Raw genomic sequence first — 13,365 nt, 5'->3', positions numbered from 1 at the left:
GTGTACTCGTCAAGCAGTGTACGAACCTGCACCGACGTCGCGCCAGGACCCCACCCAGGCCGAGTCAATCACCAAATCGCCATCGCGGAGCAGAAAAGCCCGAGATGACGCGTCCGCCGACGACTCCGGGTGATCGGCGCGATAGTGGCATCCGCGCGACTCCTCACGCGCCACGGCGGCGGCCACCACCGCCCGCGCGGTGAGGGTGAGTGCCGCATCTTCGGTGTCGGCGCGAGAGTCCTGCGGACGCGGCGGCGCACCGCGCAGGAATCGGTCGACGTCGGCCAGGCCCCGCGCGTCGCGAAGCAGCGCCACCGAGCCGGACATCTTGTCCTGCAACGCCGCCCGATCCACCGCGGGCAGGTCGTCACCGGCCCCCACCGGCACCGGCTCCGCGGATTCAGCGCGCCGGTCGAACGCGACCTGAGCGGCACGCCGACCCATCACCAGGCCTTCGAGCAGGCTGTTGGAGGCCAGTCGGTTGGCCCCGTGCAACCCGGTGCGGGCCACCTCGCCTGCGGCCAGCAGCCCCGGCACGCGGGTGCGGCCGTACGCATCGGTGGCGACCCCGCCGCACAGGTAGTGCGCGCCCGGAACCACCGGCAGCAGGCCGTCCTCGGCGGAGACACCCGCGGCCCGGACCCCGGCCATCACGGTCGGGAACCGCCGTTGCACCTCGTCGATCGGGGTGATGTCGAGAAAGACGCACGGGGCAGCGGTGCGGGCCATGGCGGCGGTCACCGCGCGCGCCACCACATCCCGCGGCGCCAGATCCCCCAGCGGGTGCACACCGGCGGTGACCGAGTTCCCCTCGGCGTCGACGAGGCGGCCGCCCTCGCCGCGCAGCGCCTCGCTGACCAGTGTGCGACGCCCACGCGCCCCGGGCACGTACAGCATCGTGGGGTGGAACTGGACGAACTCCAGGTCGGCGACCGCGGCTCCCGCGCGCAGCGCCAGCGCCAGACCGTCTCCGGTGGCCCCGGCCGGATTGGTGGTGGCCGCGTACAGGTGCCCCACGCCGCCCGTCGCGAGCAGCACGGTCGGCGCCCAGACCACCGCGTCGCCGCGCTCGGTGCGGTAGCGCACGCCCGCCGCACGACCCGAGGCGCCGGTCAGCACCTCCACGGCCCGCGCCTCGTCGTGCACCACCACCGGCGAGACCGCCAGCGCCGCCTCCAGCGCCGCCTGCACCTGGGCGCCGGTCGCGTCGCCGCCCGCATGAATGATGCGGCGCACCGAGTGGCCACCCTCCCGGGTACGCAGGAAATGCCCGTCGTCGCCGGTGTCGAACCGCGCACCCCAGCCGATCAATCGGGAGATCGCCGCCCAGCCCGCGCCGACGATCTCGGCGGTCGGCCGCGACTCGGTCAGGCCGGCGCCCGCGGCCAGCGTGTCGGCCACGTGCAGCTCGGCACTGTCCTCATCGTTGTCCGGCAGCACCACGGCGATACCGCCCTGCGCGTAATAGGTCGAGGTGGACTGATCGGGATCTTCGGCGCGCCACCGGCGCCCCTTGTTCAGGACCACCACCCGAAGTCCGGCTTCGGCGGCCGAGAGCGCCGCGGTCAATCCGGCCACTCCTGCGCCGACCACCACCAGGTCTGCCCGGGTTTCATCGCTCATCGCGTCACCTGCCTTTCGCCACCGAAATGCCAGTTATCGACCCACAATCGAAAACTAGGCCCCAGCGTACCTGCGACTACACTCCGGAATCGTGATGACCCAAACGCCTGCTGACGGACTCGACCGGAAACAGCTGCCCACGGTGTCGACCGCCACCGAGGTGACCCGGTTCACCTCCACCGCCGCCCACGCCGCCAGGGGCGTCGGCCGCCTGCTGCTGAGTTCGGCAGGCAGTCTCACCCGCGGCGAACTGCCAGGTCCGGCCAATGTGGCCCGCGAGGTCCGCACCACCTTCGAGCACCTGGGCCCCACCTACGTCAAGCTCGGTCAGCTGATCGCCTCCAGCCCCGGCGTGTTCAGCCCGGCGCTGTCGAACGAGTTCGAGTCGCTGCTGGACAAGGTCCGCCCCGCGCCGACCGCCGAGGTGCACCGCATCCTCGAAGAGGAGTTGGGCCGACCCGCCTCCAGCGTCTTCGCCACCTTCGACGACACGCCGATCGCCTCCGCCTCCATCGCCCAGGTGCACACCGCGACGCTGCACACCGGCGAGGAGGTCGTGGTCAAGGTGCAGCGCCCCGGCATCGCCGACCGCCTCGCCCCCGACGTCGCGATCCTCGAACGCCTCGCCGGGCTGGTCGAGATGTCCGAGTACGGGCGCATGCTCAGCGCCCGCCACGTCGTGGAGGACTTCGCCGACGGCCTCAACGCCGAACTCGACTTCCGCAACGAGGCCGCCACCATGGTCGAGTGGTTCGAGTGTCTGCAGCCCGGCCCGTTCGGCTCCCGGGTGCGCGTGCCCAAGGTGTATCCGGACCTGACCACGGCGCGCGTGATGACCATGGAACGGATCTACGCGACCCGGATCGACGACGCCGCCGCCGTCCGCGCGGCCGGTCACGACGGCGAGGCGCTCTGCCGCAATCTGCTGCTGTCCCTGCTCGATTCGGCGTTCCACGGCGGGCTCTTCCACGGCGACCTGCACGCCGGCAACGTCCTCGTCGACGACGAGGGCACGCTGGTCCTGCTCGATTTCGGCATCGTCGGACGCTTCGACGCCCGGACCCGCCGCATCCTGCGCCAGCTGGTGGTGGACCTGATCGTGAAACAGGACTACGACTCCGCCGGTCGCGCCATCTTCCTGCTCGGCGCCGTGCACCGCCCCGGTTCCACGGCCCAGGGCGGTGCCGACCTGAAGAAGGTCACAGCGCCGCTGTCGACCACCGAACTCGGGTCGATGAGCTACACCGACCTGGGCCGCCAGCTCGCCGCCGTGGCCAAGGCGCACGACGCCCGGCTCCCCCGCGAACTGGTGCTGGTGGGCAAACAGCTGCTGTACGTGGAGAAGTACATGAAGCTGCTGGCTCCCCGCTGGAAGGCGATCGCCGACCGGGAAATCTACGGTTATATGGCCTCGATCATGAAAGAAGCCGAGCGGGATCGCCGCGCAGACCGCGCGAACCCATAGGCTGTAACCCATGAGACGAGTCGCGATGGCCCTGCTGGCCTTCCTCGGCCTGGCCTGCATCGCTGCCGCGATCACCATCCCCACCTACCTGGTCGGCCAGCTCAAGGTGGTGCCGCTGGACCTGGACATCACCTCCGATGCGAGCACCGTCTCCGCCCCGGGCGAGTCCGCCGGCCGGTTCCCGGCGGTGATCTTCGACCGCTGCTCGGTGACCAAGTCCAAGGCCGCGCAGCTGAACGTGAACCTCGTTCAGCAGCGCCGTTCCCTCATCGTCGAACCGTCCGATGCCGAGCAGGCGACGCTGCAGTCCGCGCAGACGGTGCTGATCGACCGAGTCGAGGGCCGCGGCGGCAAGGAGACCGTCCCGACGGTCGCGCCCGCCGACGCCGAACGCAAGTGCTCCGACGGCCTGCTGACCGCGAGCGTCGACCGGGTCTCGGTGAACCGCAAGACCTCCGTGCCCAACGGCGCGGTGAGTTCGCTGCAGTTGGAGGCCGACCCCGAGGGCGTCCCGCTCGAGGACGTCTCGGTGGAGCTCGAAGACCGCAAGGGCTTCCAGTACAAGTTCGGCTTCGACGTGCAGAAGCAGGACTATTACTACTACGACCTCAATACCCGCCAGGACACGGTCGCCAGCTTCGTCGAGGAGAAGACGATCGACGGCCTGACGGTGTACCACTTCCAGACCGAGGTCCCCGAGACCGACCTGTCGGACCTGCCGAACCCGCAGGGCGAGGCCCCGCTCGGCACCATCTTGAACATGCCCGCCAAGTGGTGGGGCATCTCCGGTCGCGGCATCCGACCCAGCCGGATGATCACCATGCACCGCTTCGCCACCGCCGAACGGCACGTCTACGTGGAGCCGATCACCGGCACCATCGTCGACGGCTACGAGGAGCAGCGCCAGTACTTCCGCGCGGTCGACGACAGCGACGACGTGCCCGCCGCGATCAGCGAGTTCCGCATGGATGCGCTCAACGGCAACTTCCAGTGGTCGGAGACCACCGTCGCCGAACAGGTCCAGCGCGCACAGAAGTACGTCAACCTGCTCAAGTGGGGCGGCACCTACGTGCCCATCATCTTGGGTGTGCTCGGCGCCATGCTGCTGGCGCTGTGGGGGCTGCTGGTCTTCCGCGGCCGCAAGAGCGGGGATCCGTCGGACGGCGACGGGGACGATACGAACGGGGACGGCGGGAACGGGGGCGGCGACGCCCCGGACGTCGATCCGCGCACCGGCGGTCCCGCGCTCGACGAGCAGCCGCTCGCCGACGACCGGGCGGCCCTGCCGACCGAAGCGATCGTGACCCCCGCGGCGGTCACGGCCCCGGTCACGGCACCGCCGGTCACCGACGCGCCGATCGACGGGGAGCCCCCGGTCCACGACCCCGACTACTGGGGCCGACCGATCGACGCCATGGCCGACACCATCTCCTTCCGTCCCCTCCCGGACCTGGAACTGCCGCCGTTGCCGCAGCGGCCGACCGACGGATTCGCCCCGATCGAGGGCAATCCGATCGCCGACATCCCGGTCCCGCCGGAGGAGCCGACGCCGGACCGGTGACCCGGTCCGGCGGGCCCGGCTCTCAGAGTCGGGCCACCGCGCGCCCCGCGGCACGGCCGGAGAAGATGCAGCCGCCGAGGAAGGTTCCTTCCAGCGCGTTGTAGCCGTGCACGCCGCCGCCGCCGAAACCGGCGACCTCGCCGGCCGCGTACAGCCCGGCGAAGCCGCTGCCGTCGGGCCGCATCACCTGGGCGTCGAGGTTGGTCTCCAGCCCGCCCAGCGTCTTGCGGGTCAGGATGTTCAGGCGCACCGCGATCAGCGGGCCGTGCTCGGGATCGAGCATGCGGTGCGGCTTGGCCACTCGAACCACCTTGTCGCCCAAGTAGTTCCGCGCATTGTGCATGGCCATGATCTGCGCGTCCTTGGCGTAGCCGTTCTCCACCTGGGTGTCCCGGGCAGAGAGCGTGCGCTCCAGGCTCTGCAGGTCGATGTGCCCGCCGCGGCCGATCTCATTCATGCCGGCCACCAGCTCCGGCAGGGTGTCGCGCACCACGAAGTCCACGCCGTGGTCCATGAACGCCTTGACCGGACCGGGGGCGCCCTTGGCCAGGCGCGCCTTGGCGGCGGTCGCCAACGACTTGCCGGTCAGATCCGGGTTCTGCTCCGAACCCGACAGCGCGAACTCCTTGGCGATGATGTCGCCGGTGAGCACGAACCACGAGTAGTCGTAGCCGGTGTCCAGGATCGCCTTCATGGTGGTGTTGGTGTCGAACCCGGGGAAGTTCGGTGCGGGCAGCCGGTTGCCGTCGGCGTCCAGCCACAGCGACGACGGTCCCGGGATGATGCGGATGGCATGGTCGGGCCAGATGGGATCCCAGTTGTGGATGCCCTCGGTGTAGTGCCACATCCGGTCGCGGTTCACCAGGTTCGCCCCGGCGGCCTCCGAGATGCGCAGCATCCGGCCGTCCACGTAGGCGGGCACACCGGCGATCATGTGCTTGGGCGCGGGCCCGAGGCGTTCGGTGGGCCAGTTCTCCCGCACCATGTCGTGGTTGTGGCCGATGCCGCCGCTGGTGACGATCACCGCGGGCGCCCGCAGTTCGAACTGTCCCACCTCGGTACGCGAACTGGCGACGCCGCGCTCGGCGTCGGTTTCCTCCAACAGCGCACCGGACACACCCTCCGCGGTATCGCCCTCCAGGAGCAGCTCGTCGACGCGATGGCGGAACCGGAACTCCACCAATCCCTTCTTCTCCGCCTCCAGCACCGGTTCGAGGAATACGCGCACCACTTCCGGCCCGGTCCCCCAGGTGAGGTGGAAGCGCGGCACCGAGTTGCCGTGGCCGTCGGCGAAGCCGCCGCCGCGCTCGGCCCACCCGACCACCGGGGTGAAACGCAGGCCGAGGGCGTGCAGATAGTCCCGCTTCTCGGTGGCCGCGAAGTCGACGTAGGCGCTGGCCCACTGGCGCGGCCAGAAGTCCTCGTCCTCGCGGTCGAATCCGGCCGAGCCCAGCCAGTCCTGCATCGCCAGCTCCGGCGAATCCTTGATGCCGAGCCTGCGCTGTTCCGGACTGTCCACCAGGAAGAGTCCGCCGAGCGACCAGAACGCCTGGCCGCCGAGGTTCTTGCGGTTCTCCTGGTCGACGACCACGACCTTCTTCCCCGCCTGCGTCAGTTCGTAGGTGGCCACCAGCCCGGCTAAGCCCGCGCCGACGACCACCGCATCGACCTGTCGTTCTCCGCTCACAGCAGATTCCTTCCGCACATGCCCGCCCCCAAGCTCGTCGAAGGGTCGCGAGATCTCCTCGGCACACCGAATGTGTCCTGCTGCACAGGATAGGCGCAGGCTCCGAGGCCTCACCTTATTGCGTCACCGTTATCGGTCCGTTACTCTTCGACTCGTACGCGGGCTCTAGGTACTAGTACTCTGTGTTAGCCCACGACCTAGGCCGTTCGCGGCCGAGATCGCAGTTAAGGAATTTTGCATGCTTTCCAGCGCCCGTAAGCGCTTGCTCGCCGTCGCCGTGGCCACCGCCACGGCTCTCGGCGGCGCCGCCGCAATCACTGCTCCCACCGCCGAGGCCGCCAACGGCTGCAACGTGGAGCAGGTTCGCTCCAAGGCAATGAACCGGAACATCCCGGTCTGCATCGTCAGCGCTGGCAAGGCGAATGCGCCGACCCTGTACCTGCTGGACGGCCTGCGCGCCCCCCGCAACAACAGCGGCTGGCTCATCGAGACCAACGTCGCCCGATACATGAACGGCAAGGGCACCAACGTGGCCATTCCGTTCGGCGGCGGCGGCAGCTTCTACACCGACTGGGAGCAGCGCGACCCGGCCCTGGGCGTCAACAAGTGGGAGACCTTCCTCACCCGCGAGCTGCCCGCCTACATGAAGAACAAGCACAAGTCGGACAACCGTCGCAACGCGATCGCCGGCCTGTCCATGTCGGGCACCGCCGCGCTGAACCTGGCCTCGCGCCACCCGAGCTTTTACGACGCCGTGGCCTCGTACTCGGGCTACCCGACCGTCACCATGCCCGGCTTCACCCAGGGCATCCAGGCCTCGGTCGCCGAGATGGGCGGCAACCCCTCCAACATGTGGGGCACCTACCCGCTGGGCCAGTGGGCCGCCAACGATCCGTTCCTGACCGCGGGCAACCTCGCAGGCAAGCACGTCTACGTCTCGTCCGGCACCGGCATGGGCAGCCGTTACGACGGCTCGCTGACGCCGGGCAACGGCGCCTTCAACCCGGTCAAGTTCGCGCAGATGATTCCGCTGGAGGTCGCCGCGTCGACCAGCAGCCAGCTGTACATCGGCCGCCTGGCGACCGTCCCCGGCGTCCGCCTCACCACCCACATCAGCCCCGACGGCTCGCACTGGTGGGACTACTGGGAGGCCCGCTTCAAGGAGTCGTGGGTCAAGACCTTCCGTCCGGCACTGTTCTGATCGGTCGGCTCTAGAACTTCACAGCAACGGCGGAGGCCGGGTGATCGTCACAGATCACCCGGCCTCCGCCGTCGGTATCCCCGGCTAGGCTGGATGCGTGACCACCGGACAAACGATTCTGACCCGTAAGACCCGCTATGCCATTTTTCTGACACTCACCATCGAGCCCGGTGGCGAAGCGGCCGTGCGCGATGCGATCGCCGATCTGGCCGGCCTGACCCGCTCGGTGGGCTCTCGTCAACCCGACGCCGCTCTGACGGCGATCATCGGGATCGGCTCCGAGGCTTGGGATCGCCTGTTCACCGGGCCGCGCCCGGCGCAGCTGCATCCGTTCCGGCAGCTCGAGGGCGACGTGCACACCGCCCCCGCCACCCCCGCCGACCTGCTGCTGCACCTCAAGTCCGACCAGATGGACCTGTGCTTCGAGGTGGGCAAGATGTTCAGCCGCCGACTCGGCGATGCCGTCCGCACCGCCGACGAGGTCCACGGCTTCCGCTATTTCGATCTGCGCGATGTGATCGGCTTCGTCGACGGCACCGAGAACCCGGTGGGCCAGGAAGCCATCGAGGCGATCACCGTCGGCCCCGAGGACCGGGCCTTCGCCGGCGGCAGCTACGTCACGGTGCAGCGCTACGTGACCGACCTGGCCGCCTGGGATGGGCTGTCGGTGGCCGAGCAGGAAGCCGCCATCGGGCGCAGCAAGGTGGAGAACATCGAGATGGACGACGACGTGAAGCCCAGCAACTCGCACATCGCACTCAACGTGATCGAGGACGCCGACGGCAACGAGATCGACATCGTGCGCGACAACATGCCGTACGGCCAGATCGGCGGCGACGGCCCCATCGGCACCTACTTCATCGCCTACTCGCGCAGCCCCGAGACCACCGAAGCCATGCTGGAGAACATGTTCCTGGGCGATCCGCCCGGCAACCACGACCGACTGCTCGACTTCACCACCGCGGTCACCGGCGCCCAGTTCTTCGCGCCGCCCGCCGATTTCCTGGACGCGCTGCCGCCCGCCCCGTCGACCGACGGTTCGCTCGGCATCGGCAGCCTGCGCGCCCGAAGCTGACCCTCGACCAACCCACAAGATTCAGGAGTATCGATGAACAATCTGCACCGCGAACTCGCCCCCATCTCCGACGCCGCCTGGGCCGAAATCGAGGAAGAAGCCGGCCGTTCCTTCAAGCGCAACAGCGCCGGCCGTCGTCTCGTCGATGTCACCGGCCCGCTCGGCCTCGATGTGGATGCGGTGACCCGGGGTCGTCGCGCCAAGATCGACTCCCCCGCCGACGGCGTCGAGGCCTACCTGCGGCAGGCGCAGCCGCTGGTGGAGGTGAAGGTGCCCTTCACCGTCTCCCGCGAGGCCATCGACAACGTCGACCGCGGTGCGCCGGACGCGGACTGGGATTCGGTGGTGCGCGCGGCCAGCGAACTGGCCCGCACCGAGGACAAGGCCATCTTCGAAGGCTTCGCCGCCGCCGACATCACCGGCATGATCCAGGCCGCCGCCGGCGAGTCGCTCGGGCTGCCCGAATCCGTCGTCGACTTCCCCGAAGCCATCAGCGCCGCGATCAACCGCCTGCGCCTGAACTCCGTCGACGGACCGTACTCGCTGGCGCTGAGCGCCGACCTGTACGCCGAGGTCAACGAGACGGTCAACGACGGCTACCCGGTGCGCCAGCACCTGCAGCGCATCCTCACCGACGGCGACATCATCTGGGCGCCAGCCATCACCGGGGCCGTGCTGATCAGCACCCGCGGCGGCGACTTCGAGCTGACCATCGGCCAGGACGTCTCGATCGGCTACGACTCGCACGACGGCGATGTGGTGAACCTGTACTTCACCGAGTCGTTCACCTACCTCACCCACTCCCCCGAGGCAGCCGTTCCGCTGCGCTGATCCCCCTCCACGGGCGCAGGACGTAGGGTGAAGCGGTGCTGATCCGCCTGCTCCGCGCCTATCTGACGAAGTACCGGGCCCTGCTGGCGGCGGTGGTCGGTCTGCAGCTGATCGCCACCGTCGCCATGCTCTACCTGCCGACCCTGAACGCCGACATCATCGACAACGGCGTGGCCAAGGGCGACACCGGCTACATCTTGCGTGTCGGCGGCTGGATGCTGGCGATTTCGGCGGCGCAGGTGATCTGCTCGGTGGCGGCGATGTACTTCGGTGCGCGCGCCGCGCTCGGTACCGGCCGCGACATCCGACGCGATCTGATGTACCGGATCAACGACTTCTCCGCGCGCGAGGTGGGCCAGTTCGGCGCCCCGTCGCTGATCACCCGCACCACCAACGACGTTCAGCAGGTTCAGTTGCTGTCGGTCATGGGGATCTCCATCCTGGTGATGGCCCCGATCATGGGGATCGGCGGCATCGTGATGGGCATGACCATCGCCTTCTCCATCTCCTGGATTCTGGTGGTCGCGGTGCCGGTGCTCGGCCTCACGATGGGCTTGATCATCGCCCGGATGGTGCCCGCGTTCCGCGCGATGCAGGAACGGATCGACGAGGTGAACCGGGTGCTGCGCGAGCAGATCACCGGTATCCGCGTGGTCCGCGCCTTCGTCCGGGAACGCTACGAGATCGCCCGTTTCGGCGTCGCCAACGATTCCCTCGCCGACGCCTCGCTGCGGGTCGGCAAGATGATGGCGCTGATGTTCCCGCTGGTCATGCTGATCACCAACCTCACCCTCGTCGCGGTGCTCTGGTTCGGCGGCAAGCAGCTCCCCGGCGGCAGCGTGGAGATCGGCGCACTGACCGCGATGATCACCTACGTCATGCAGATCATGATGGCGGTGATGATGGCCTCGTTCCTGGCCATGATGGCCCCGCGCGCCGGCGTCTGCGCCGACCGTATCTGCGAGGTCCTCGACACCGAGAGCTCGGTGCGGGCGCCGCTGGTGGCGCAACCGATCACCGGCGACCCGGCCGTCGTAGAGCTGGACAACGTCGAGTTCGGGTACCCCGGCGCCGACGATCCGGTGTTCTCCGGTATCTCGCTGACCACCGCCCCGGGCACCGTCACCGCGATCGTCGGTTCCACCGGCACCGGCAAGTCCACCCTGATCAACCTGATCCCGCGGCTGCTGGATGTGACCGGCGGTGCGGTCACCGTGGGCGGCCGGGACGTGCGCGACGTGGACCCGGACGTCCTGCGCCGGCACATCGGTCTGGTACCCCAGCGCGCCTTCCTGTTCTCCGGCACCGTCGCCGACAACCTCCGGCACGGCCAGGCCGACGCCACCGAAGAGCAGATGTGGGAGGCCCTGCGCATCGCCCAGGCCGAGGACTTCGTCCGCGCGATGCCCGAGGGCCTGCAGACCGACATCGCGCAGGGCGGCACCACCGTCTCCGGCGGTCAGCGACAGCGCCTGGCGATCGCGCGGGCCCTGATCCGCAAGCCGTCGATCTACCTGTTCGACGACTCCTTCTCCGCCCTTGACCTGACCACGGACGCCGAGCTGCGCGCCGCACTGACCCCGGCCACCCGGGACGCGGCGGTCATCATCGTCGCGCAACGCATCTCCACCATCGTCGGCGCCGATCAGATCCTGGTGCTGGAGAAGGGCGCCGCGGTCGGCTTGGGCACGCACGAACAACTGCTGGAGCAGTGCCCCACCTACGCGGAGATCGTCGAATCCCAGCTCGCGATCGGAGCGGCCTCGTGACGCGACCGGGCGGTGGCGGCGGCCACCCGGGTGCCGCACCCTCGCTGGAGAAGGCCAGGTCCTTCGGCCCGTCCCTGCGGCGGCTGCTCGGCGACCTCTCCGATTACCGCGGCCGACTGCTGCTGGTCGTCGCCTCCATCGTGGCCTCGGTGACGCTGACCGCGCTCGCTCCCCGCATCCTCGGCGATGCCACCAACCTGCTGTTCGAGGGTGTGATCGGCAGCCGCCTGCCGGCCGGGATCACCAAGGAACAGGCCGTCGCCGGGCTCCGGGCCAACGGCGACAACACCTTCGCCGACATGGTCAACTCGATGGACCTGGTGCCCGGTCAAGGCATCGACTTCTCCGCCGTGGGGCGCGTCCTGCTGATCGTGTTGGCGCTGTACCTCGGTTCGGCGTTGCTGGGCTGGCTGGCCGCCTACCTCCTCAACCAGGTCGTGGTGGGCACCATCGCCGCGCTGCGCGCCGATGTCGAGGCCAAGATCCACCGTCTCCCGCTGTCGTACTACGACAAGGCCGCGCGCGGCGATCTGCTCAGCCGCGTCACCAACGACCTGGACAACCTGTCGCAGAGCCTGCAGCAGACCATCAGCCAGCTCCTCAACTCGGTGCTGATGGTGATCGCCATCCTGGTGATGATGCTGACCATCTCACCGCTGCTGTCGCTGATCGCGGTGGCCACGGTGCCGCTCGCGGTGGTCGCGACGGCGATGATCGCCAAACGCTCCAAGCCCCATTTCGTCAGTCAGTGGAGTTCCACCGGCAAGCTCAACGCCCAGGTGGAGGAGACCTTCACCGGCCACGAGCTGGTGAAGGCCTTCGGACGCCGCGCGGAAGTGGAACGCGTCTTCGACATCGACAACGAGGCGCTCTACGAATCGAGCTGGAAGGCTCAGTTCATCTCCGGCATCATCATGCCGACCATCATGTTCCTGGGGAACCTGAACTACGTGGCCGTCGCGGTGGTGGGCGGACTCCGCGTGGCCTCGGGCCAGCTGAGTCTGGGCGAGGTCCAGGCCTTCATCCAGTACTCGCGCCAGTTCACCCAGCCGCTCACCCAGATCGGCTCGATGTTCAACCTCATGCAGAGCGGCGTGGCCTCGGCCGAGCGCATCTACGACGTGCTCGACGAGCAGGAGGAGGCGCCGGACCCGGCGAATCCGGTGACCCCGCGGTCGGACTCCGGTCACATCGAGTTCGAGAACGTCTCCTTCCGCTACCGTGCCGATCGCCCGCTGATCGAGAATCTGTCCCTGCAGGCTCGGCCCGGCCACATGATCGCCATCGTCGGACCGACCGGCGCGGGCAAGACCACCCTGGTCAACTTGATCCTGCGCTTCTACGACGTCGATTCGGGCCGCATCCTGGTCGACGGCGCCGACGCCGCCCAGATGACCCGGGACGATCTGCGCGAACGCACCGGCATGGTGCTGCAGGATTCATGGCTGTTCGGCGGCTCGATCTACGACAACATCGCCTACGGCGACCCGAGCGCGAGTCGCGAGGAGGTGATCGCCGCCGCCAAGGCCAGCCACGTCGACCACTTCGTGCACACCCTGCCCGACGGTTACGACACCGTGCTCGACGACGAGGGCGGCGGGGTCAGCGCCGGCGAACGGCAGCTGATCACCATCGCGCGTGCCTTCCTGGCCAAGCCGACCGTCCTGATCCTCGACGAGGCCACCAGTTCGGTGGACACCCGCACCGAACTGCTGATCGGCGAGGCGATGGCCAACCTCAGCAGTGACCGCACCAGCTTCGTGATCGCGCACCGGCTCTCCACGATCCGCAACGCGGACCTGATCGTGGTGATGGAGGACGGCCACATCGTCGAGCAGGGCACCCACGAGGAACTGCTCGATGCGCGCGGCGCCTACTACCGGCTCTACAACGCGCAGTTCACCGCCGCCGTGGAGTAGCCCCCCCTACGGGGGCGAAACGATTCCGGACCGGAATTCGATTTAGCTCCTCTACCAGCAGGTATCCGCCGCGTCGGGCTCGCCGATGGGCGTCGGCTTCGTAGGATCCTTGCGAGCTCCAGGTCGCGAGCTCACGACCGGGTTTCTCCTGCGGAAGAGGAAAGTGACGATGAGAAGTCGTGTGCGTCAGCCATCGGTGCGCAGCACCCGCGGACGGATCGGCGCGATCTGAGG

The 13,365-nt window shown here is 68.8% G+C and carries 9 protein-coding genes; 7 read left to right on the top strand and 2 right to left on the bottom strand.

The window, feature by feature from the left end:
* Positions 1–9: 9 nt before the first annotated feature.
* Entirely contained in the window at positions 10–1,623 is a 1,614-nt protein-coding gene (nadB, locus tag ACFFJD_RS12340; RefSeq protein ID WP_382364544.1) for an L-aspartate oxidase, read from the bottom strand.
* Between the two features lie 94 nt (positions 1,624–1,717).
* Here nadB and ACFFJD_RS12335 point away from each other — a divergent pair, with 94 nt between their 5' ends.
* Both ACFFJD_RS12335 and pgfA read left to right on the top strand, forming a co-directional pair.
* Positions 1,718–3,088 carry an ABC1 kinase family protein gene (locus tag ACFFJD_RS12335; RefSeq protein WP_382364649.1) on the top strand — a complete coding sequence of 457 codons (1,371 nt, stop codon included), beginning with the start codon at positions 1,718–1,720 and terminating at the stop codon, positions 3,086–3,088.
* Positions 3,089–3,098: 10 nt separating this feature from the next.
* Positions 3,099–4,649: a cell envelope lipid trafficking protein PgfA gene (gene pgfA, locus ACFFJD_RS12330; RefSeq protein ID WP_382364542.1), complete on the top strand. Its 1,551-nt coding sequence runs from the start codon at positions 3,099–3,101 to the stop codon at positions 4,647–4,649.
* A 22-nt stretch (positions 4,650–4,671) separates the two neighbouring features.
* Here pgfA and ACFFJD_RS12325 read toward each other — a convergent pair whose 3' ends face one another.
* On the bottom strand, positions 4,672–6,336 hold the full coding sequence (locus ACFFJD_RS12325; RefSeq protein WP_382364540.1) for an FAD-binding dehydrogenase: 1,665 nt from the start codon (positions 6,334–6,336) through the stop codon (positions 4,672–4,674).
* Between the two features lie 238 nt (positions 6,337–6,574).
* Between ACFFJD_RS12325 and ACFFJD_RS12320 the strand changes: the two genes are divergently transcribed.
* From ACFFJD_RS12320 to ACFFJD_RS12300, 5 genes are all read left to right on the top strand, one after another.
* On the top strand, positions 6,575–7,537 hold the full coding sequence (locus ACFFJD_RS12320; protein ID WP_382364538.1) for an alpha/beta hydrolase: 963 nt from the start codon (positions 6,575–6,577) through the stop codon (positions 7,535–7,537).
* A gap of 97 nt (positions 7,538–7,634) precedes the next feature.
* Positions 7,635–8,612, top strand: coding sequence for a Dyp-type peroxidase (locus ACFFJD_RS12315; RefSeq protein ID WP_382364536.1), 978 nt, complete (start codon positions 7,635–7,637; stop codon positions 8,610–8,612).
* 33 nt (positions 8,613–8,645) lie between these two features.
* On the top strand, positions 8,646–9,443 hold the full coding sequence (locus ACFFJD_RS12310) for a family 1 encapsulin nanocompartment shell protein (protein ID WP_382364534.1): 798 nt from the start codon (positions 8,646–8,648) through the stop codon (positions 9,441–9,443).
* Between the two features lie 35 nt (positions 9,444–9,478).
* Positions 9,479–11,212 (top strand): ABC transporter ATP-binding protein, encoded by a 1,734-nt coding sequence (locus ACFFJD_RS12305; RefSeq protein ID WP_382364532.1) that lies wholly within the window; start codon positions 9,479–9,481, stop codon positions 11,210–11,212.
* Positions 11,209–13,131, top strand: coding sequence for an ABC transporter ATP-binding protein (locus ACFFJD_RS12300; RefSeq protein WP_382364530.1), 1,923 nt, complete (start codon positions 11,209–11,211; stop codon positions 13,129–13,131). Before ACFFJD_RS12305 ends, ACFFJD_RS12300 begins: the two co-directional genes overlap by 4 nt.
* Positions 13,132–13,365 lie beyond the last annotated feature (234 nt).

It is taken from the genome of Gordonia phosphorivorans (genome assembly GCF_042432625.1).
In the GTDB taxonomy this organism is placed as follows: domain Bacteria; phylum Actinomycetota; class Actinomycetes; order Mycobacteriales; family Mycobacteriaceae; genus Gordonia; species Gordonia phosphorivorans.
The sequence above is the reverse complement of the archived record's forward strand: the minus strand, read 5'-3'. Positions and strand labels throughout refer to the sequence as shown.

Coding starts and splice junctions, on each gene's coding strand:
- ACFFJD_RS12310 (WP_382364534.1), top strand. CDS start 8,646: ATGAACAATCTGCACCGCGAACTCGCCCCCATCTCCGACGCCGCCTGG.
- nadB (WP_382364544.1), bottom strand. CDS start 1,623: ATGAGCGATGAAACCCGGGCAGACCTGGTGGTGGTCGGCGCAGGAGTG.
- ACFFJD_RS12320 (WP_382364538.1), top strand. CDS start 6,575: ATGCTTTCCAGCGCCCGTAAGCGCTTGCTCGCCGTCGCCGTGGCCACC.
- ACFFJD_RS12335 (WP_382364649.1), top strand. CDS start 1,718: ATGACCCAAACGCCTGCTGACGGACTCGACCGGAAACAGCTGCCCACG.
- pgfA (WP_382364542.1), top strand. CDS start 3,099: ATGAGACGAGTCGCGATGGCCCTGCTGGCCTTCCTCGGCCTGGCCTGC.